This window comes from Gemmobacter sp. 24YEA27, from assembly GCF_030052995.1.
Taxonomy (GTDB): Bacteria; Pseudomonadota; Alphaproteobacteria; order Rhodobacterales; family Rhodobacteraceae; genus Pseudogemmobacter.
Window position 1 is genome coordinate 2,494,898 of sequence record NZ_JASJPW010000001.1, and the last position, 20,566, is coordinate 2,515,463.

The following is a 20,566-nucleotide window of genomic DNA, read 5'->3' on the forward strand; positions in this document are numbered from 1 at the left end:
GGACGGATCCGATCTGCGCCGTCCCCTCATTATCCTGACAGCCAAAGCCCGACTGTTGCGACGGCGGAGTCAGCCCGTCGAATTTACGAGCCATGAGGTCAAACCGCGAGGTTCAGCGGCTGAATTGCGAGAGCGGGAACATCAGCCAGATGGGCCGCGCGGAAAACCTCTTCGAACGGGCCACGAGCTTTCTGCTGCCCCGCGTACCCATGGCTGACACGGCATTGAAGAGCTTCTTAGCAACGCTGAAGACTGAATGGGCGGCCAGCAGGCTCTTTCAATCTCACAAGGAAGCGCGTGCTCAAAACTGCCGGATCGTTGTACGCATCGGCGCACCGCGCAGACGACACCCGGGCCGGTCGCCCGGGCGCAAGGGAGTTTAAGGCCCCCGATATGCCGGCTAAACCTGCTGTCCAGGACAACGGCGCCTGCTCATTTCCGGCCTTTTTTCGGTCCCGACGCATCCCACCGTGGACAGGGGGGGAAGGCGCCGTTACATGGAAGGCCGAAAACTGATCATCCTCCATGAAGAGGCCCGGCCATGGCGTCGCTGAATGACATCCGCACCACCTATCTCGACTTCTTTAAGAAGAACGGGCACCGCGTTGTGGAAAGCTCGCCGCTGGTGCCGCGCAACGACCCGACGCTGATGTTCACCAATTCGGGCATGGTGCAGTTCAAAAACCTGTTCACCGGCACCGAACATCGCGATTACAAGCGCGCCACCACCGCGCAGAAATGCGTGCGGGCCGGCGGGAAACACAATGATCTCGACAATGTCGGCTATACCGCGCGCCACCATACCTTCTTTGAAATGCTGGGGAATTTCTCCTTTGGCGATTACTTCAAGGATCAGGCCATTGCCTTCGCCTGGGAGCTGCTGACCAAAGATTTCGGCCTCGCGAAAGACAAGTTGCTGGTCACGATCTACCATACCGATGACGAAGCTGCGGCGATCTGGAAGAAGGTCTCGGGCCTGTCGGATGATCGCATCATCCGTATCGCGTCGGATGATAATTTCTGGCGCATGGGGCCAACCGGCCCCTGTGGCCCCTGCACCGAGATTTTCTACGACCACGGTCCTTCGATCTGGGGTGGCCCGCCCGGTTCGGCGGATGAGGATGGCGACCGTTTCATCGAGATCTGGAACAACGTTTTCATGCAAAACGAGCAGTTCGAGGATGGCACGATGCGCCCGCTCGACATGCAGTCGATCGATACCGGAATGGGGCTGGAGCGGATCGGCGCGCTGCTGCAGGGTAAGCACGACAATTATGACACCGATCTGATGCGGAGCCTGATCGAGGCCTCGGCGCATGTGACCTCGTCTGACCCTGATGGGACCGGCAAAGTGCATCACCGGGTGATTGCGGACCATCTGCGCTCGACCTCGTTCCTGATCGCGGATGGGGTGATGCCCTCGAATGAAGGGCGCGGCTATGTGCTGCGCCGCATCCTGCGCCGTGCGGCGCGCCATGCGCATATGCTGGGCGCCAAGGATCCGGTGATGCACCGCCTGGTGCCGGCGCTGGTGCGGCAGATGGGCGCGGCCTATCCGGAACTGACCCGTGCCCAGAGCCTGATCGAGGAAACGCTGAAGCTGGAAGAGACCAAATTCGGCCAGACCCTGGATCGCGGGCTGAAACTGCTGGACGAAGAACTTGGTCGTATCCCGGAAGGCGCCGATCTGCCCGGGGGGGCTGCGTTTAAGCTTTACGACACCTACGGATTCCCGCTTGACCTGACCCAGGACGCGCTGCGCGAGATGGGGCGCAATGTCGATGTCGCCGGTTTCGAGGCTGCGATGGCCGAACAGCGTCAGAAAGCGCGCGCCGCCTGGTCCGGCACCGGCGAGGCCAAAGATGCGAAGATCTGGTTCGAACTCGCTGAATCGAAAGGCGTAACCGAGTTTCTTGGCTATGAGACCGAGGCCGCCGAAGCTGTCGTTCAGGCGCTGGTGCGCGATGGCGCCGAGATCGGCGCGGCACAAACCGGTGAAAGCGTGCAGGTCGTCGTCAACCAGACCCCGTTTTACGCTGAAAGCGGCGGCCAGGTCGGCGATACCGGCTTCATCCGCACCGATACCGGCGTGGTCGAGGTGACGGATACCAAAAAGGCGGCCGGCATCTTCATTCATATCGGCAAGGTGGTCGAGGGCGGCATCTCGCGGGGCAGCCCGCGCGACTGGAGGTTTCGCATATCCGCCGTTCGGCGATCCGCGCCAACCATTCCGCAACTCACCTGCTGCATGAGGCGCTGCGCGCGGCCCTTGGCGATCACGTGGCGCAGAAGGGCTCGCTCAATGCGCCCGACCGGCTGCGGTTTGACTTTTCGCATGGTCAGGGGCTGAGTGCTGCCGAACTGGCGCAGGTCGAGGCGGAGGTGAATGACTATATCCGCCAGAACACCGCCGTTGAAACCCGGATCATGACGCCGGATGACGCGCGCGGCATCGGGGCCCAGGCGCTCTTTGGCGAAAAATATGGCGATGAGGTCCGCGTCGTTTCGATGGGCCAGCTTCCTGCCTCGGGCAAGGGGGCTGATGGGGCCACCTATAGCCTCGAGCTTTGCGGCGGTACGCATGTCAAACGCACCGGCGATATCGGCGCCTTCGTGCTCCTGGGCGATTCCGCGTCTTCGGCTGGTGTGCGCCGGATCGAAGCGCTGACCGGCGAAGCAGCACTGCAACATCTGCGCGCCCAGGAGCAACGCCTCGCAGAGGTCGCCTCGGTTCTGAAAGCACCGGTCGCTGAGGTGGTGGAAAGGGTGCGCGCGCTGGCCGAAGAGCGCAGGACCCTTGCGAATGAAATCGCCACCCTGCGGCGCGAGCTTGCGATGAGCGGTGGCGGCACTGCGGGGCCCGAGGCCAAAGAAATCAACGGTGTGAAGCTGATTGCTCAGGTGCTGAAAGGCGTTTCGGGCAAGGATCTTCCGGCGCTGATCGACGAGATGAAAGCCCGGATCGGTTCGGGCGCGGTCCTGCTGATCGCCGATACCGGCGCGAAACCGGCGGTGGCGGCGGGCGTGACCCAGGATCTTACCGGCAAAGTCTCGGCCGTGGATCTGGTCAAGGCGGCAGCGGCCGCGCTCGGCGGCAAAGGCGGCGGCGGTCGCCCGGATATGGCGCAGGCCGGCGGCAATGATATCGCCGGTGCCGAGGCTGCGATCAGGGCGGCCGAAGCCGTGCTGGGGAGCTGAGCCATGCCAGCAGCCTATTGGATCGCCCATGTCCATGTGACCGATGCCGAGGCCTATGCGCGCTATGCCAAAGGCGCGACCATAGCCATCGAGGCGCATGGCGGCAGCTTCCTCGCAAGGGGGGGGCGCTATGTGCAGCTCGAAGGCAATGACCGTTCGCGCAATGTGCTGGCGCGCTTCCCCGATCTCGAAACGGCGGTCGCCTGCTACAATTCGCCCGAATATCAGGCCGCGCTGGATCATGCCCGTGGTGCTGCGGTCCGTGATCTCGTCGTGGTTGAAGCGGCAGAGTAGCCGCCGCATCTCCAGGCAATTCTTTGCTTTGGTAATCTTTCGTGAACGGCCCGGGGCTTATCATGCCCCGGGCCTTTCGCTATTCTGGCCCAAAATCGCAGCGTGGGGCAATAACCCGCGATCGGGCAGAGGACAGTGATCATGTGTCGTTGGGCGGCCTATACGGGCGAGCCGATTTTTCTGGAAGATATCGTTTCACGCCCTGGTCATTCGCTGATCCATCAAAGCCATGGCGCCACCCAATGCCGCACCGCGATCAATGCCGACGGCTTCGGCATCGCCTGGTATGGGGATCGGTCTGAACCCGGGCTTTACCGCGATGTCATGCCGGCCTGGTCGGATCCGAACCTGAAAAGCCTCACCGCCCAGGTGAAATCGGGCCTTTTCCTTGCCCATGTCCGCGCCTCGACCGGCACCGCCACCAGCCGCAACAATTGCCACCCCTTCACCGCCGGGCGGTGGAGCTTCATGCATAACGGCCAGGTCGGCGGTTATGACGCCTTTCGCCGCGATGCTGAAATGCTGATCCCCGACACGCTTTACGCGCAGCGCAAAGGCGCAACCGACAGCGAGGCGCTCTTCCTCGTCGCCCTTGCCGATGGCCTCGAAACCGATCCGCGCACAGCCCTTGAACGCGCCTGCGCCCGGTTCATTTCCCTCGCCCGTCGCAAAGGCGCAGCGCCCTTTCTCAGGATGACCGCCGCGCTGTCAGATGGCGAAACGCTTTATGCGGTGCGTTATGCCAGCGACGACCTGGCGCCCTCGCTCTGGTATCGCTGGTCCGACAGCCGCAAAGGCATGGCCGTGGTCTCCGAGCCGCTCGAGGCCGGAGAGGGTGACTGGACCGAAGTGCCGGCCAATTCCTTCTGCACCTTCAGTGCGGTCGATGTCAGAACTCAGTCCTTCATGCCCTGCAGTCTCAAAGAGGCTGCATAGAAAAAGGGCACCCGGAACAGGTGCCCATTTCCTCCTGACAGAAATACGCCACGGGGGCGTGGGGGTGTGAAACCCCCACCTCCGCCGCCAGCCTGATCAGTCCAGCGCCCTGAAGTTCAGCGAGGCACCTTCCTTGATCCCCGAGAACCAGCGCGCCGTCACCGTCTTGGTCTTGGTGTAGAAGCGCAGTGCATCCGGGCCATATTGGTTCAGGTCACCAAAGGACGACTTCTTCCAGCCGCCAAAGGTGTAGTAGCTCAGCGGCACCGGGATCGGGAAGTTCACGCCCACCATCCCGACATTGACCCGGCTTGCAAAGTCACGCGCCGTGTCGCCATCGGCGGTAAAGATCGCCGTGCCATTGCCATATTCATTGTCGATCACCAGTTGCAGCGCATCCTCATAGGTCTCGGCGCGCACCTGGGTCAGCACCGGCCCGAAGATCTCCTGCTTGTAGATCTCCATATCGCGGGTCGCATGGTCAAAGAGCGATGGTCCGACGAAGAAGCCGTTCTCATAGCCCTGGAGGCTGAAATTCCGGCCATCGACGACCAGTTTCGCGCCCTGTTCAACACCGGAATCGATCAGGCCACGGATCCGCTGCGCCGAGGCCGAGGTGATCACCGGTCCGAAATCAACATCATCACCAGCGGTATAGGGGCCGACTTTCAGCTTTTCGATGCGCGGCACCAGCTTTTCGATCAGCGCATCGGCGGTTTCCTTGCCCACCGGCACCGCGACCGAAATTGCCATGCAGCGTTCGCCCGCCGCGCCGAAACCGGCGCCGATCAGGGCATCTGCCGCCTTGTCGAGATCGGCATCCGGCATGATGACCATATGGTTCTTCGCGCCGCCGAAGCACTGCGCGCGTTTGCCGTTCGCTGCCGCGCGGCCGTAGATATATTGCGCGATCGGGGTCGAACCAACGAAGCCGACCGCCTGGATCACCTCGTGATCAAGGATCGCATCGACGATTTCCTTGTCGCCGTTCACCACCTGCAACACGCCATCCGGCAGGCCTGCTTCTTTCAGGAGTTCCGCCAGGTAGAGAGCCGTCGAGGGGCAGCGCTCGGACGGTTTCAGGATCATCGCATTGCCTGCAACCAGAGCCGGGGCCATTTTCCACAGCGGGATCATCGCCGGGAAGTTGAAAGGCGTGATGCCTGCGACAACGCCAAGCGCCTGACGCATCGAATAAATATCGATCCCCGGGCCGGCACTGTCGGTATATTCGCCTTTCAGAAGCGCAGGCGCCCCCATGCAGACCTCGACGACTTCCAGACCGCGCTGTACGTCGCCTTTCGCATCCGGAATGGTCTTGCCATGCTCGCGCGACACCAGCTCTGCGAGCTTTTCCATGTCACGGTTGATCAGGGCCGCAAAGGCCATCATCACACGGGCGCGGCGCTGCGGGTTGACCGCCTGCCATTTCAGCTGCGCTGCAGCCGCCGACTGGATGGCGGCGTCAAGCTCTGCCGGCGTGGCCAGCGCAAGGCGCGCCTGGACTTCGCCGGTGGCGGGGTTGAAGACATCAGTGAAGCGGCCCGACGTGCCCTTCGCCAGCTTGCCGTCGATCCAGTGACCAATCTCAGCGACCATGGCAGAACCTCCCATATGGAATTGCATATACCGCTTTTACCCTTGCGAATTCGCGGATCAAAGCGCCAATAGACCAAAGGCGTTTTGCATTTTCGCAAAAGGGTGCGGCTTGGCGGGGACGGAATGGATTGGGACGATCTGCGGATTTTTCTGGAAGTTGCGCGCCATGAAAGCCTGTCGGGCGCGGGCAAGCGGCTTAAGATCGATGCGGCGACGGTCGGGCGGCGGGTGCAGCGCTTTGAAGAGGCGCTTGGCCAGCGGCTATTTGCCCGCAGCCCCCAGGGCTATCAGCTGAGCCAGGCCGGTGAGCGTCTTTTGCCGGCGGCCGAACGTGCCGAGGCCGCGATGCTGGCGGCAGGCGAAGCGCTGAGCGGTGACCGGCCGGGGCAGGGGCTGACCGGGCTGATCCGGCTTGGCGCCCCCGATGGCTGCGCCAATTACCTCTTGCCGCCGGTGATCGCGCGGATCTGCGACCAGAATCCGGGGCTTGAGGTGCAGCTGGTGGCGCTGCCGCGCGTCTTTAACCTTTCGAAGCGAGAGGCCGATATGGCGATCGGCGTCTCGCGGCCTGAAACCGGGCGGCTCACGGTACAGAAGCTGACCGATTACCGGCTGGTGCTGGCGGCCTCTGACGCCTGGCTCGCGCGTAACCCTGAGCCGCAGGATCTGGCCGATCTGCGCGAGCTGCGATTCGTCGGCTATATCCCGGATCTGATTTTCGACAAGGAACTGGACTACCTGGCCGAGCTTGGTGCGCCCCAGGTGGCTATTTCATCTAACTCGGTCTCGGTGCAGCTGAATTTTTTGCGACAGGGGGTGGGAATCGGCATTGTTCATGATTTCGCCCTGCCGGCCGCGCCTGAACTCAGGCAGCTCCTGCCCGATAAGGTAGGGCTGACCCGGTCGTTCTGGCTGATCCGTCACGCCGATGACGGGCGGGTTCAGCGGTTGAACCGCTTTGCGCAAAGCCTTGTGCGCGAGACAAAGGTCGAGATGGCCAGGCATGAAAAGACTGTTCCGCCCGGTGGTTACGGCCACGGGGCTTGACAGAATCCCTGGGCTCAAAGACCCTTCCTCTGACAGACGCGGGAAAGTGAGGAACAGCCCATGCTTGTCAGCCAGATCCTTAAGACAAAACCGGCAGGGGTGATCACGATTGCCCCCGAGGCCACTGTTGCCGAAGCTGCCGCATTGCTGTCCGAGAAACGGATCGGGGCGATCATCGTCTCATCCGACGGCAAGACGGCCCTCGGGATTCTCTCCGAGCGCGATATCGTCCGCGAGCTCGGGCGCACCGGCGTGACCTGCCTTTCGGCAAAGGTCACCGAGCTGATGACGTCAAAGCTCGTCTCCTGCACCAGCGGCGATCTGAATATGGATATCCTGAAAACCATGACCGATGGCCGGTTCCGCCATATGCCGGTGATCGAAAATGGCGAAATGCTGGCGATCATCACCCTGGGCGATGTGGTGAAGGCACGGTTGCAGGAGCTGAGCGCCGAGAAGGATGCCCTTGAAGGCATGATCATGGGTCATTGACCGGCAGTGTCGACTGCGCCGGCTTTTGCTGCGCTGCGGCGGTTTTGATCTTGCGCAGGCGCAGGCAATATTGTTGCGTGCGCCTGCAGCGGAGGGATCAGGGAGGATTTACCCATGCGCATCGGCCTTTATCCGGGCACCTTTGATCCGGTAACGCTTGGGCATACCGATATTATCCGGCGGGCTATGGTGCTGGTTGACCGGCTGGTGATTGGCGTGGCGATCAACCGGGACAAGGGCCCCTTGTTCAGCCTTGATGACCGGGTTGCGATGCTGCGCGCTGAATGTGCCGCGATCACTGAGATCACCGGCGGTGAGATTCTGGTGCACCCGTTCGAGAATCTGCTGATCGACTGCGCCCGCGACGTGGGGGCGAATGTGATCGTGCGCGGGCTCAGGGCAGTGGCGGATTTCGAATATGAATTCCAGATGGTCGGGATGAACCGGGCGCTCGACGATTCTGTCGAGACGGTCTTCCTGATGGCCGATGCGCGCCGCCAGGCGATTGCTTCAAAACTGGTGAAAGAAATCGCAAGACTGGGCGGCGATGTGAGCCGCTTCGTGCCGGCCCCGGTCGCCACGGCCCTGAAAGCGAAATACGGCTGAACAAGGGGCCGATTTCTTCAAAGAAATCGGCGCGGATTTTTTGAAAAATCCGCGCCCCTGGTCGAGGTCGCTCTGCCCAGTCAGGGATCAGATCAGCTTACCCATCACGACGGCGGTATCGGCCATCCGGTTCGAGAAGCCCCATTCATTGTCATACCAGCTCAGGACCGAAACCATGGTTCCGTCCATTACCTTGGTCTGGTCGATATGGAAGATCGACGAATGGGGGTCATGGTTGAAGTCTGACGAGACATTCTTGAACTTCGTATAGCCCAGGATGCCTTTCAGCGGGCCGTCTGCGGCCGCGATGATTGCATCATTGATCTCTTCCACCGTAGTTGCGCGCTTCGCGATGAATTTCAGATCCACGACCGAGACATTCGGGTCGGCACGCGGATCGCGAAGCCATCAAGCTTGCCCTTCAGCTCGGGCAGCACCAGACCCACGGCCTTTGCCGCACCGGTCGAGGTCGGGATCATTGAGAGCGCTGCCGCGCGGGCTCGGTAGAGATCCTTATGCATCGTGTCCAGCGTCGGCTGGTCGCCGGTATAGGAGTGGATCGTCGTCATCATGCCTTTTTCGATGCCGATGGCGTCATGCAGCACTTTTGCGACCGGCGAGAGGCAGTTGGTGGTGCAGCTCGCGTTCGAGACGATCAGGTCTTCGGCAGTCAGCGTATTGTCATTCACGCCGAAGACGATGGTCTTGTCAGCATTCTCGCCCGGGGCCGAGATCAGCACACGTTTTGATCCGTTTTCCAGATGGGCCTGGCATTTCTCTTTCGAGGTGAAGATGCCGGTGCATTCCAGCACGACATCGACATCCGACCAGGGCAGTTCGGCCGGATTGCGCAGTGCGGTCACCCTGATGGGGCCGCGACCGACATCGATCCAGTCCGGACCGGTGGTCACTTCGGCCGGGAAACGGCCATGAACCGAGTCGAAGCGCAGCAGATGCGCATTGGTCTCGACAGGGCCGAGATCGTTCAGCGCCACGACTTCGATGTCGGTACGTCCCGATTCGATGATCGCGCGCAGGATATTGCGCCCGATACGACCGAACCCATTGATTGCAACCTTGACAGCCATGACCTTCCTCCGGTGCTGCGGTGTCTTTTGCGCTTTCAAAGCTGAGAGCGCCCTCATGCCGGCGCGATGGTGCCGGAATGCTAGCGCTAACAACCGCAGAACGCGCGGAAATGCAATCGAATCCTGCCAGCATCAGCGCCAGAATTGAACCCAGTCGACAAGATGGAGGAATTTTTTCGCCAGAAACATCAGGATCTGCCCCTGAGTGAGGAGCAGATCCAGCCCGATTGCCACAGCAAGCGTCAATGCGATGTAGAGAGCGACACGATCTGTCACGCGAAATCCCCGGGTTTGGCCGGGGAGTGCGCCCGGTCTCAGCCTGCGAGCCGTCCCATGGCGCCGGCCACATCGGCCATGCGGCAGGAGAAGCCCCATTCATTATCATACCATGCCAGAACGCGGACGGAACGGCCAACCACTCGTGTCTGATCCGGCGCGAAGATCGACGATTGCGGGGTATGGTTGAAGTCGATCGAGACCTTGGGCTCGGGGTCATAGGCCATGACCATGCCCATATAGCCATTGGCGGCCTCGCGCACGATCTGGTTCACCTCGTCCGCGGTGACCGATTTCGCGGCGATGAAGGTCAGATCCACCGCCGAGACATTCGGGGTCGGCACGCGGATGGCCGAGCCATCGAGCTTGCCTTTCAGCTCGGGCAGGACCTCGCCAAGCGCTTTCGCGGCGCCGGTCGAGGTCGGGATCATCGCCATCGCTGCCGAGCGTGCGCGGTAGAGGTCGGAATGGCGGCGGTCCAGCGTCGGCTGATCGCCGGTATAGGAATGGATCGTGGTCATGATGCCCGATTCAATCCCGATCGTGTCATTCAGCACCTTGGCCAGCGGCGCAAGACAGTTCGTGGTGCAGGACCCGTTCGAGACGACCAGATGCTCCGGCAGCAGCGACCGGTGATTGACGCCGTAAACAACCGTCAGATCGGCATTCTTCGCCGGCGCCGAGATCAGCACCCGTTTCGCGCCGCGCCCGAGATGGACGGCGGCCTTACTGCGGTCATTGAAATTGCCGGTGCATTCCAGAACGACGTCAACGCCCTCCCAGTCGAGCTCTTCCGGGTTGTAGGTCGACATCACGCGGATCGGCCCGCGCCCGAGATCCAGCGCGCCCCCCTCAACCTTAACAGTGCCGGGGAAACGCCCATGAACCGAGTCGTATTTCAGGAGATGCGCATTGGTCTCGATGGGCCCGGTCGCATTGATTGCCACGACCTGCACATCATTGCGGTTCGATTCCGCGATATGGGCGAGGGTGCAGCGGCCGATGCGGCCAAATCCGTTGATACCGACTGTGATGGTCATATCCTGTGTCTCCGCTGCACGAAATTATCCCGGGTCTCAGGTTGGTTAGCGCTGCCCTGCAGCTTTTCAAAGCATAAAAGATACGTATTTTCATTGTGTTAGCGCAAACCCAGACTGTTTGCGCTAGCGCTTGCGGTAACAGTTGCAGGCCCGGGCAGCAAGAAGGCGCCAGGGCCGGGATAACTCCCCCTTGCTTTGGCCGGGTGATTCCCTGTCATTGTGCTTGGAGGCGCTGAAACGGGTGTGACATGAGTGGTTTGCTGGCTTTGCTGGATGACGTCGCGGCGATTGCCAAAGTGGCGGCTGCATCGGTCGACGATATTGCGGCGGCGGCCGCTAAGGCAGGGGCCAAAGCCGCAGGCGTGGTGATCGACGATGCCGCGGTGACGCCGAAATATGTGACCGGGTTCAGGCCGGAACGCGAGCTTCCGATCATCTGGCGGATCGCGCTCGGATCGATGCGCAACAAACTGCTGGTCCTCTTGCCGGTCCTGCTGGCGCTGGAGGCGTTCCTGCCCGTCGCGATCACGCCGCTGCTGATGCTGGGGGGCCTATTTGTGTTTTGAGGGGGCGGAAAAGCTGTTCCATGCGCTGTTCCCGCATGGCGACGCGTCGCAAGCGGATCACGCGGCAGGGAATGAGACGCAGCTTGAGGAGGCGAAGGTCGCAGGGGCGATCAAGACCGATTTCATCCTCTCGGCTGAGATCATGACCATCGCGCTTTCGGTGATCGACAGCCCGGATTTCTGGATGAAGGCTGTGGTTCTTGCAGTGGTGGGCGCGCTGATTACGGTGGCGGTTTACGGCGCGGTGGCGCTGATCGTGAAGATGGATGATATCGGGCTGCATCTGGCGGCGACCGGGCGGATTGGCGTGACCAGGGCCTTTGGGCGCGGGCTGGTCAAGGGAATGCCGGTGCTGCTTGGGGTGCTGTCCGTGGTCGGAACGGCAGCGATGCTCTGGGTCGGTGGCAATATCGTTGTGCATGGGCTCGAGGTGACGCATCTCTGGGCCTGGCCCTATGAGACCATCCACCATATTGCAGCCTCTGCGGCATCAGCTGTTTCCCGGGCGGCAGGGCTGGTGGAATGGCTGGTGACGGCGGCGCTTGATGGCGTGGTCGGCCTGATTGTCGGGACGCTGCTGATCCCGGTGGCGACAAGGGGGATCGCGCCGCTCTGGCGCCTTGTCAGCGGCAAGGAAGGATCTGCTCCTTGAGACTTCGATAACCGGGCGCTGGCGAAATCTGCACAGATTTCGCGCCGGAGCCTTGGAAAGGCTCCGTGCCGGAGTTTTCAAAACTCCGGTTTCGTACCTGTCCGGCGGAGCATTGAGAGGGAATAGATCACCAGCCCCAGCCAGATGAAGCCGAAAGCGATCAGTTTTTGCCGGCTGAACGGCTCGTCAAAAACGAAAACCGCGGTCAGGAAGATCATCGTCGGCGCGATATATTGCATGATCGCGATGGTCGTCAGCCGCAGCTTCTTGGCGCCATTGGCATAGAGGATCAGCGGCCCTGCGGTCACCAGCCCCAGCAGGAACAACATTGCGCTCTGCCATCCAGGCCCGTGCAGAAACTGCATCTCACCCGATGTGGCCAGCCAGCCGATCACCGCCAGCGCCGGCAGCAGCAGCACCATTACCTCCAGGGTGAAGCCCTGGTTCGGACCGATCGGCAGGCTCTTCTTAAAATAGGCGTAAAAGCCCCAGGTCAGCGTCAGGGCCAGCGCGAGGACTGGCAGACGCCCGGCCTCGAGGGTCAGAATCGCGACCCCGATGAAGGCCGCAAGAATTGCGAGCCATTGCACGCCGCGCAACCGCTCGCCCAGCAACACGGCGCCCAGCAGGATCGAGAACAGCGGGTTGATGTAATAACCAAGCGCCGCATCCAGCGCCCGCCCGGAGGTGATCGCATAGACATAGAACCCCCAGTTGACCGAGATCAGCCCTGCCGTAACCAGCGTCATCCCGAGCATCGCCGGATTGCGCAAAGCCGCCTTCAGATCTGCAGTCCGGCGCGTCAGGGCAAGGATCAGCAGCGCGACCGGCAGCGCCCAGATCACCCGATGTGCCACCACTTCGATCGGCGAGACATGATCCAGCGCCTTCATATAAAGCGGCAGAAATCCCCAGAGAAGATAGGCGGACAGCGCGTAGAGGAACCCGGAGAGGCTGTCTCCTTCCTGCGAACCGGCGGGCTGTGGTTTGGGGGAGGGGCTGTGTTCCATGGGACCGGTTTATCCAGGGGCGCCCCTGGCGGCGAGGGCGCATCTTGTAATGGATACAAGATTTGCCATGACCGGCCAGCGGGGGGATGCCTATTTTACGTCCGGGCTGGCTCAACAGGCAGGCTCCAGCCCGCCGGGGCCAGCTCATAGCCCTCGAACCGAAAGCCCGGGCTGACCGTGCAGGACAGAAGCGTCCAGTCGCCGGTGCTCACGGCTTCCTGCCACCAGCCGGCGGGCACAATCATCTGACAGTGCTGCCCGCGAGGATATCTGGCCCGAGGGTGTAATGCCGCGCCGCGCGGTCCCCCATTGCGAGGTCGAGGGGCGCGCCCGCATGCCAGTGCCAGATTTCATCGGCATCGACCCGGTGCCAGTGGCTTCTCTCGCCCGCCTGAAGCAGAAAGAGGATCGAGGTGCCGCTGGCGCGCGCTTCACGGGTCGGGCCACGCCAGGTTTCGCGATACCAGCCGCCTTCGGGATGCGGTCTCAGATCGAGATGGGCGATGATTTCTTGTGCAGCAATGTTCACAAATTCCTCCTCACAAATCTCTCCATTGTCCCGGCGCAAGGCCTTTCAGTGTCCAGTCAGCCACCCGCCAGCGGATCAGGCGCAAGGTTGGCAGGCCGACCGCCGCTGTCATGCGGCGCACCTAGCGGTTGCGGCCCTCGCGGATGGTCAGCTCGATCCAGGAATCGGGCACCGATTTGCGGACCCGGATCGGTGGCTCGCGCGGCCAGAGCCAGTCGGGCGCCGCCACCAGCCTGGCGCGGGCGGGCAGGGCAGGGCCGTCATTGAGCATGACACCCTGTTCCAGCGCCGCCAGCGCGGCCGCATCAGGCGCACCCTCGACCTGGGCGTAATAGGTCTTTTCGGTCTTGTGCTTTGGATCGGAGATCCGCGCCTGCAGCCGCCGTCATCGGTCAGCACCACCAGCCCCTCGGTCAGCGATCCACCAGAATCGCGATCCAGCCGCGCCGCGCGGATAGACGCCGGGCTGGTCAAGGGCACCGCCGAGAGGGTCGGCGCGGGCGAAGGGCTCTTCAGATCGGTGAACTGGCAGAGAGCATATCGAAGGGTTTGTTCAGAAGGATGATGCGGGACATGGCGCCATAGTGCCATGCAGCCGTGACGCGGAAAAGCGGCTGTTGCATCGCACAGCGATGAGATGTGGGACTGACGCGAATATGAGGCAGCCGGGCTTGTCCGGAGGCAGGTGTTGCAACGCTAAGGTCGCAACCGCTGCCTGCGGCGTTTCAGCCGGTTCGTTTCAGCCCTTAAGCGTCAGATCGAGAATGAGGTGCCGCAGCCGCAGGAGCTCGACGCATTCGGTTCTCAATCACAAACCGCGCCCCGATCAGCTCTTCGGTGAAGTCGATTACCGCATTTTGCAGGAACGGAAGCGAGACGGGATCAACCAGCACACGCTGGCCGTCTTTCTCGAACACCAGATCCTCGGGGCCGGCCTCGCCCAGCACGATCTCATATTGAAAGCCCGAACAGCCGCCGCCAAGCACGCCCACGCGCAAAGGCTGTGGCGCGCCGGTGATCTCGGCAATTTCGGCCAGCCGCGCGAAAGCGCGGTCGGTGACGCGCGGCAGCGCATCGGCAAAGGGGACGGCATCGGGGGAAGCATAAGTTCCATGGCTGTTCCGGTATCTTTCAGCGCTTTCCCGGAATATAGGGGGCAGGGCCGCGCCGAACAAGCCGCCGCACTGAATTGGGAACCGGATCGTGATGCTTGCCGCTTTTGCCTGTCAGCCAGAAGAGTCGCGTGGGAGGCTGTTTGACGAAGGAATGAGCACATTCCGCTCGCCCTTTCAGCGGGATCGCGACCGGATCATTCATTCCTCGGCTTTCCGCCGCCTCAAGCACAAGACACAGGTCTTTGTCGAACATGAGGGCGATTACTACCGCACCCGCCTGACCCATTCGATCGAGGTCGCACAGGTGGCGCGCACGATTTCGGGGGTGCTGGGGCTGAACACCGATCTGGCCGAGGCGATCGCGCTGGCGCATGATCTGGGTCATACGCCCTTTGGCCATACCGGCGAAGATGCACTGGCACGGCTGATGCAGCCCTATGGCGGCTTTGACCATAATGCCCAGGCGCTGCGCATCGTGACGCGGCTGGAACGTCACTATGCGGGCTTTGACGGCCTGAACCTGACCTGGGAGACGCTGGAAGGCATTGCGAAACACAATGGCCCGGTGATCGGGCCCAATGCCGATGACAAACACAAGCATGACCCCGACCACTTGCCCTATGCGCTGGACGAGGTGAACCGCGCCTGGGATCTGGAGCTTTCCACCCATGCCAGCGCCGAGGCCCAGGTCGCGGCCATTGCCGATGACGTGGCCTATTCGCATCACGACCTGCATGACGGGTTGCGCTCGGGGCTTTTCTCCGAGGATGACCTGATGGAACTGCCGGTCGCCGGCCCTGCCTTCCGCAAGGTCGACGAGCTTTACCCAGGGCTCGACCGTATGCGCCGCAGGCATGAAGCGCTGCGCCGCGTCTTTGGCCGTATGGTGGAAGACGTGATCCATGTGGCGCAAAACCGGCTTGATGCCGCACAGCCACAATCGGTGAGTGAGATCCGCCATATGGGCACCACGATCATCCGCTTCTCAAAGCCGCTTTACCAGGAACTGAAAGCGGTGCGCAGCTTCCTCTTCCACCGGATGTATCGCGCGCCCTCGGTGATGGAGGTGCGGGCGCGGGTGACGGGTGTGATGGATGATCTCTTCCCGCTGTTCCTGAACCAGCCGGAGCTTTTGCCCGCTGAATGGCAGGAAGACATTCGTGATGCCGGCCAGGATGAAACCACGCTTGCCCGCATCGTCGCGGATTATGTGGCAGGGATGACCGACCGTTTCGCGATCCAGGAACATGCGCGCCTCTTCAATTGCGCGCCGGTGACCGACGGGGCCTGAGCCTTCTCTGGCCAGCCGCATCTCCCCGACTGAAATATTCCCGCCAAAGGCAACCGCGCCCTGCGAGGCGCCGGATGCCCTTGGTTGCGTCCCTCCCGTTGTTTCAGTCCCGGCGGCTGGCGCCGAAAACCCAGAACAGCGCCAGAACCAGCGAGACAATCGCGTTCCATCCCGCCATCGAGATCCCGAACAAAGACCATGGGATCGCATCGCAGCGCACCGGGGCAGGGGCCGCTGTTGCCGGGTTCATCAGATCAGACGCAGACAGTCCTGCAATCGACCCTTGCGTGCAGGTCGAGATATACTCCCACCAGCCCAGTTCGACACCCGCATGGAAAAGCCCGATCCCGGCGGTGGTCAGCGCCGCCGCAGCCCCCAGCCAGGGCCAGATCCGCCAGCCGGTCGCCAGCCAGAGCGCGAGAAACAGCACCGCAGCCGCATGCGGCCAGCGTTGCAGAAGGCACAAATGGCAGGGCGCCAGGCCGCCAATCAGCTGAAACCCAAAGGCCGCAGCCAGCATTGCGGCGGATCCGAGGCCCGCGATCAGGATTGCCGGTGTTTTCAGGATCATAGGGCGGGCTCCGATTCCCAGGCGATACGGCGTCAGGTTTAGGCCCGGTGTGACGAAAGGGGAAGTAACGCCTTCGCGCGCATGATCAGCCCAGGATCAGCGGCGGTGCAGTCCAGCCGCCTGGGCCATTCGACAGGGCTTTTCTGGTACAGCGGGGCAGGGTAGATTACCACAGGTGCGAGGCCTCATCTCTGACAGGGCCGCAGGACAGGGGAGCGTCCGCAATGCAATGGAAAGGCCGCCGCGGCAGCAACAATATCGAAGACCGCCGCGCGCAGGGCGGTGGCATCCGTGCACGTGGCGCGGCCGGGGTCGGGGGCCTTGGCCTTGTTGCGGTTTTCGTGATCGCGCTGGTGCTGGGCGTTGATCCGGCCCAGTTGCTGAACCAGGTCGGGCTGGATGCAGGCCAGGACAGCGGCCGCGCGAGTGAGCCACTGACCGTACAGGACCAGGAGGCCGGCGAATTCGTCTCGGTCGTTTTGGCCGATACCGAGGTGATCTGGGCCGATCTGTTCCGCAGCCAGCTGAACAAAACCTATAAACCCGCGACGCTGGTGCTGTTTAAGGGAGGCACCCAGTCGCCCTGTGGCGGTGCCTCCGAGGCCACCGGGCCGTTCTATTGCCCGGCCGATCGCAAGGTCTATCTCGATACCGGTTTCTTCGTAACACTCGAAAAACAGCTTGGCGCGAAGGGCGATTTCGCGGCAGCCTATGTCGTGGCGCATGAGGTCGGCCACCATGTCCAGAACGAGCTCGGCATTCTCGGCCGGGCCAATACGCTGCGCAGCCAGCTGAGTACGACCGACTCGAACCAGGTCTCGGTGCTGATCGAGCTCCAGGCCGATTGTCTCTCCGGCGTCTGGGCGCATGAGGCCGCAACGACGCTTGGCACCGTCGAGCGCGGCGATTTCGACGAGGCGCTGAACGCCGCGCGCCAGATCGGGGATGATACGCTGCAAAAGAATGCCGGCCAGCGCCCGATGCCGCATACCTTCACCCATGGCAGTTCGGCGCAGCGGGCTCAGTGGTTCAACACCGGGCTGCGCGGCGGCAAGATCGGCGAATGCCTGAAACTGACAGATCAGGTTTTGTGAGTCTTGATATAATAGGCTGATTTCAAATGAAATTCTCTCGATCCTGGTTCACAGACACTGGCCAAAGGATCGGGAACTCCCCTGGATTGAGCAGTATCTGAAAATCCCTCGATGCGGGGCAGTCGGAGACTGCCGCGATCGCGAATATGCCGCAAGACAGCAAATGGGCCGCGATGCAAGCGGTCTCGCCTGATCGGCCGGTCTCTCAGGACAAGACGAGCCCGAACCGCGGGTCAAGGCGGAACGCCAATGCCGCGGCGTCAGTAGGGAGAGCAATCCGGCCGTCACGGCAGACCTCCAGGTCCTGGGCGGTGCCAGAGAGTGCGTCAGAAAATCTCGCTGTACTTGCAATGCATCGCTTGCATAGCAAGTCATGGGAGTATCGACACGCCGATGATGAGAGCCAGATGAAGGCGGTGAATCAGGATGAGGGTCATAAATCGGTGAAGTGGACCGTTTTCCGACGCATGGAACCGGCGTCTCATGTGCGTGTTTACTGCGTTATCGGGGAGCCTTCCGGCGAGATTGGGTCTGGCTTGCCGCTGCTGCTGCGAGGGTGAAAAACAGGCAAAGCGAACGGAAATACTGTCCGGAAACGGAACTGGAAGGACGCAACGCCTGCTGAGGTGAAACCATCTTCTGACTATGGGAAAAGAGCATCACAATTGCTTGCGACGTTCGGAAGGTGCCTTATTCTGATGTCCTCTGGCGCAAAACCGACGGAAAACACCTCGCGAATGACCGTCAGCTGGTCCGCAGCACGGCCAGAGATGACTGCGCCAGTTCCTGGCTCAGAACAAGAAGATGGCACTCCGGATTGGTTACACTTTGAAACGCCAAGGAGCGGCGCCAGGCGACACAGTCAAAATATCGAACACCGCATTGCGAGAGGGCTCCCAGAAAGACCCAGAAAGAGATGCGCCAGATCTCTGCCAGTCGGCGGCTGCGACGCTGCCCCAGGCGGTGAGCCACCTGCAGCGCTCTGCAAATCATCCGGTCGGTCCAGACAAATGATGTAAACGGGCTGCCTTAACGTCGCATGGCTGCTCGAACCGATGGCGAGACCATGTTGCCTGTGCGTGATACCCGGAGCGCCGAAGTGGTGAATGGCCTGGTTCAGCTCTTCGACACCCTTGAATGTCCCCGAATTTCTTAGATGCGTTCACGTCTCATCTTCTGCTGCCGTTCGAACTCGGGGGGCGACAGCATCCCGTTCCTCGCATGTTTGCGCTTTGGATTGTAGAACATCTCGATGTAATCGAACACGTCCTGCCTTGCCATCGGCACCAACAGGTCGCGATCATGGCCTTGGTTAGTGACATCCTGCGCGACGATCAGATGCGTTTCGGTATCGACGGCGGTCTGAACATTGTAGCCAACCTTCCCACTGTTACGGGCACTGGTTGCCATAGCGCGGGCGTCAGGATCGGTCAGGGAGATCTGGCCGTCCGGAGCACTGGCCAAGGCCCGATCCAACTCCTGCAGATGCTGGATGTGCTGCCGCACGCGGCCGTAACGTTTGGCCAAGTGCGCGACCTTCTCGGCCCGAACCTCGCCTTCTTCCTGCCGATCAACGCGGACCATCTCCGCAATGTAGCGTTCTACGTCCGCCTCCAGATGGGCGATGCGGCTGGCGATCTTGCCTTTGGTGAAGTTCCGGTCGCGGGAGTTCACCGCCCGGAACTTGCTGCCGTCGATGGCAACGCATGCGCCCTTCAGCACACCGATGCGCCGGCAGAGTTCCACGAACTGGGCGCAGGTGCGGCGGATGCCGGGGCCGTTGTCGCGACGGAAATCGGCGATGGTCTTGTGGTCGGGAACCAGGCGCCCCGTCAGCCACATCAGCTCGACATTGCGCCCGGCCTCTCGCTCCAACCTTCGGCTCGACGGAATCCGGTTGAGGTAGCCGTAGATGAACAGCTTGAGCAGAACAGAAGGATGGTAACCGGGGCGACCCGTGCGGGCATGGGCAGCGCGCACGAACCCCAGGTCAACAAGGTTGAGTTCCTCAACGAAGAAATCGACCACACGGACCAGATGGTCCTCATCGATCCAATCTTCGAGACGGTCCGGAAACAGGACCGTCTGACCGCGTGCGATACCTTCGATGAAACCCGACATGCCACGCCCCCCGCAACCATGCCAAAAACTACCACAAACCGGAGTTTCCACACAGCCTCGGCTCGAACCAATGGCGCCACAATGGCTCCACTCACTTTGCATCCCTGACGAAATACGCGGTGGCCCTTCGTCGGGAAAACAGTCCACTGGACTGTTTTCTCACCCTCCTCGATTTAGGATGTCGCGCTCGTCGCAAACCCGGGCCAGCTCCCGCTTCAACAGGCGGATCTCGGCATCCTTCCCGGTCTCGCCTGATGCCGTCTTCGCGAACTTGCGCTTCCAGGCATAGAGCGAGTGCTTGCTCACCCGAGCCGTTCAGAAACCTCGCTGACCGGGTAGCCCCGCTCCGTGATCTGAGCGACCGCATCGCGCTTGAAGTCGTCGCTGAAAGTGGCTGCGCCCATCATGGCCTCCTTGTCTCAAAATTAGCAAAGAAGGCGTCCACAAAACATGGGGCTATTCACAGATTGGCGGGTGGGCAACAGGATGTCATTACGATTGATGCGTAAGATCATGTCCTGTTGGGCAAGGTGCTCAGAGTGGCATTCTCGTGTGTCAATAAGTGGCACAAAATGTAGATAAAGGCATAAATGCTGTTTAAAGTCACAACAGTTCCTTTAGCGAACCCGGCGCGGTTCCGGTACAATAATTACATAATACTGATTATGCGACAAAGGCATGCTTAACACCTTGATATAATGGGATAAGTATATGCTGAAAGCCTTCAAGCTCGTCTTGCCGCTCGTGCGCAAGATGTTGATCCCCGCTCTGACCGCCTTTGGCGGTTTTCTCGTCGGGGTCTATCCGTCCGAAATCACCGCTCTTTGCTCGCGGGTCGTCTGATGTCGGCCCGCGTCTATGGTGATGCGCTGCGACTGATCGTTGATGCGCACAAGGATTTGTCGTGGTTTTCCCGGCAAAAACTTCGGGCTGATCTCCCGCTGTTGTGTTCTTTCATCGCTGATCTTTTTCATAAGGATATCAGCGATGTAGAGCGCGACCTTGACAATCTTCTCAAGGTTCGACGCTGATGGATCCAGC

The 20,566-nt window shown here is 61.4% G+C and carries 15 protein-coding genes and 7 pseudogenes; 11 read left to right on the forward strand and 11 right to left on the reverse strand.

The features are described 5' to 3' along the window. Positions 1–541: 541 nt before the first annotated feature. The 3 genes and pseudogenes from alaS (at position 542) to QNO18_RS12480 (ending at position 4,428) form a co-directional block, all read left to right on the forward strand. A pseudogene (gene alaS, locus QNO18_RS12470) lies at positions 542–3,198 on the forward strand (alanine--tRNA ligase). 3 nt (positions 3,199–3,201) lie between these two features. Further along, positions 3,202–3,492, forward strand: coding sequence for a DUF1330 domain-containing protein (locus QNO18_RS12475; RefSeq protein WP_283177923.1), 291 nt, complete (start codon positions 3,202–3,204; stop codon positions 3,490–3,492). Positions 3,493–3,633: 141 nt separating this feature from the next. Then, complete coding sequence (locus QNO18_RS12480; protein WP_283177924.1) at positions 3,634–4,428, forward strand: class II glutamine amidotransferase; 795 nt, start codon at positions 3,634–3,636, stop codon at positions 4,426–4,428. A 96-nt stretch (positions 4,429–4,524) separates the two neighbouring features. Here the strand turns inward: QNO18_RS12480 and QNO18_RS12485 are convergent, their stop codons facing one another. Beyond that, positions 4,525–6,027 carry a CoA-acylating methylmalonate-semialdehyde dehydrogenase gene (locus tag QNO18_RS12485; RefSeq protein WP_283177925.1) on the reverse strand — a complete coding sequence of 501 codons (1,503 nt, stop codon included), beginning with the start codon at positions 6,025–6,027 and terminating at the stop codon, positions 4,525–4,527. A gap of 123 nt (positions 6,028–6,150) precedes the next feature. Between QNO18_RS12485 and QNO18_RS12490 the strand changes: the two genes are divergently transcribed. The 3 genes from QNO18_RS12490 to coaD all read left to right on the forward strand — a co-directional run bounded on the left by QNO18_RS12490 (position 6,151) and on the right by coaD (position 8,172). After that, entirely contained in the window at positions 6,151–7,074 is a 924-nt protein-coding gene (locus QNO18_RS12490) for a LysR family transcriptional regulator (RefSeq protein WP_283177926.1), read from the forward strand. Positions 7,075–7,134: 60 nt separating this feature from the next. Beyond that, complete coding sequence (locus tag QNO18_RS12495; protein WP_283177927.1) at positions 7,135–7,566, forward strand: CBS domain-containing protein; 432 nt, start codon at positions 7,135–7,137, stop codon at positions 7,564–7,566. A gap of 114 nt (positions 7,567–7,680) precedes the next feature. Next, the gene (gene coaD / locus QNO18_RS12500; protein ID WP_283177928.1) at positions 7,681–8,172 is read left to right on the forward strand and encodes a pantetheine-phosphate adenylyltransferase; all 492 of its coding nucleotides are present in this window, start codon (positions 7,681–7,683) and stop codon (positions 8,170–8,172) included. An 87-nt stretch (positions 8,173–8,259) separates the two neighbouring features. Here coaD and gap (QNO18_RS12505) read toward each other — a convergent pair. The 3 genes and pseudogenes from gap (QNO18_RS12505) to gap (QNO18_RS12515) all read right to left on the reverse strand — a co-directional run bounded on the left by gap (QNO18_RS12505) (position 8,260) and on the right by gap (QNO18_RS12515) (position 10,576). Then, a pseudogene (gene gap, locus QNO18_RS12505) lies at positions 8,260–9,260 on the reverse strand (type I glyceraldehyde-3-phosphate dehydrogenase). A gap of 132 nt (positions 9,261–9,392) precedes the next feature. Then, positions 9,393–9,536, reverse strand: a complete 144-nt coding sequence (locus QNO18_RS12510) for a hypothetical protein (protein WP_092897589.1) — start codon at positions 9,534–9,536, stop codon at positions 9,393–9,395. Between the two features lie 38 nt (positions 9,537–9,574). Next, entirely contained in the window at positions 9,575–10,576 is a 1,002-nt protein-coding gene (gene gap / locus QNO18_RS12515) for a type I glyceraldehyde-3-phosphate dehydrogenase (protein ID WP_198838739.1), read from the reverse strand. Positions 10,577–10,824: 248 nt separating this feature from the next. Here gap (QNO18_RS12515) and QNO18_RS12520 point away from each other — a divergent pair. Then, a pseudogene (locus QNO18_RS12520) lies at positions 10,825–11,794 on the forward strand (DUF808 domain-containing protein). A 77-nt stretch (positions 11,795–11,871) separates the two neighbouring features. Here the strand turns inward: QNO18_RS12520 and rarD are convergent. The 4 genes and pseudogenes from rarD to QNO18_RS12540 form a co-directional block, all read right to left on the reverse strand. Beyond that, positions 11,872–12,804 carry an EamA family transporter RarD gene (gene rarD / locus QNO18_RS12525; protein WP_283177929.1) on the reverse strand — a complete coding sequence of 311 codons (933 nt, stop codon included), beginning with the start codon at positions 12,802–12,804 and terminating at the stop codon, positions 11,872–11,874. Between the two features lie 95 nt (positions 12,805–12,899). Continuing rightward, positions 12,900–13,327: pseudogene (locus QNO18_RS12530) on the reverse strand (cupin domain-containing protein). A gap of 16 nt (positions 13,328–13,343) precedes the next feature. Then, positions 13,344–13,908 (reverse strand): annotated as a pseudogene (locus QNO18_RS12535) (pseudouridine synthase). Between the two features lie 178 nt (positions 13,909–14,086). Beyond that, positions 14,087–14,403 (reverse strand): annotated as a pseudogene (locus QNO18_RS12540) (iron-sulfur cluster assembly accessory protein). 136 nt (positions 14,404–14,539) lie between these two features. On the opposite strand from QNO18_RS12540, the gene QNO18_RS12545 reads away from it, so the two are divergent. Continuing rightward, the gene (locus QNO18_RS12545) at positions 14,540–15,739 is read left to right on the forward strand and encodes a deoxyguanosinetriphosphate triphosphohydrolase (RefSeq protein WP_283178796.1); all 1,200 of its coding nucleotides are present in this window, start codon (positions 14,540–14,542) and stop codon (positions 15,737–15,739) included. A 103-nt stretch (positions 15,740–15,842) separates the two neighbouring features. Here the strand turns inward: QNO18_RS12545 and QNO18_RS12550 are convergent, their stop codons facing one another. Further along, the gene (locus QNO18_RS12550; protein WP_283177930.1) at positions 15,843–16,310 is read right to left on the reverse strand and encodes a disulfide bond formation protein B; all 468 of its coding nucleotides are present in this window, start codon (positions 16,308–16,310) and stop codon (positions 15,843–15,845) included. A gap of 224 nt (positions 16,311–16,534) precedes the next feature. Between QNO18_RS12550 and QNO18_RS12555 the strand changes: the two genes are divergently transcribed. Beyond that, positions 16,535–17,404 (forward strand): neutral zinc metallopeptidase, encoded by an 870-nt coding sequence (locus QNO18_RS12555; protein WP_283177931.1) that lies wholly within the window; start codon positions 16,535–16,537, stop codon positions 17,402–17,404. 1,152 nt (positions 17,405–18,556) lie between these two features. Here QNO18_RS12555 and QNO18_RS12560 read toward each other — a convergent pair. Both QNO18_RS12560 and QNO18_RS12565 read right to left on the reverse strand, forming a co-directional pair. After that, entirely contained in the window at positions 18,557–19,525 is a 969-nt protein-coding gene (locus tag QNO18_RS12560; protein WP_283177932.1) for a transposase, read from the reverse strand. 74 nt (positions 19,526–19,599) lie between these two features. Further along, positions 19,600–19,929 (reverse strand): annotated as a pseudogene (locus tag QNO18_RS12565) (transposase); the annotation flags it as partial. 307 nt (positions 19,930–20,236) lie between these two features. Between QNO18_RS12565 and QNO18_RS12570 the strand changes: the two are divergent. Continuing rightward, positions 20,237–20,368 (forward strand): hypothetical protein, encoded by a 132-nt coding sequence (locus QNO18_RS12570; protein ID WP_255532626.1) that lies wholly within the window; start codon positions 20,237–20,239, stop codon positions 20,366–20,368. Next, positions 20,368–20,556: a hypothetical protein gene (locus tag QNO18_RS12575; protein ID WP_283177933.1), complete on the forward strand. Its 189-nt coding sequence runs from the start codon at positions 20,368–20,370 to the stop codon at positions 20,554–20,556. Before QNO18_RS12570 ends, QNO18_RS12575 begins: the two co-directional genes overlap by 1 nt. Positions 20,557–20,566: the final 10 nt, after the last annotated feature.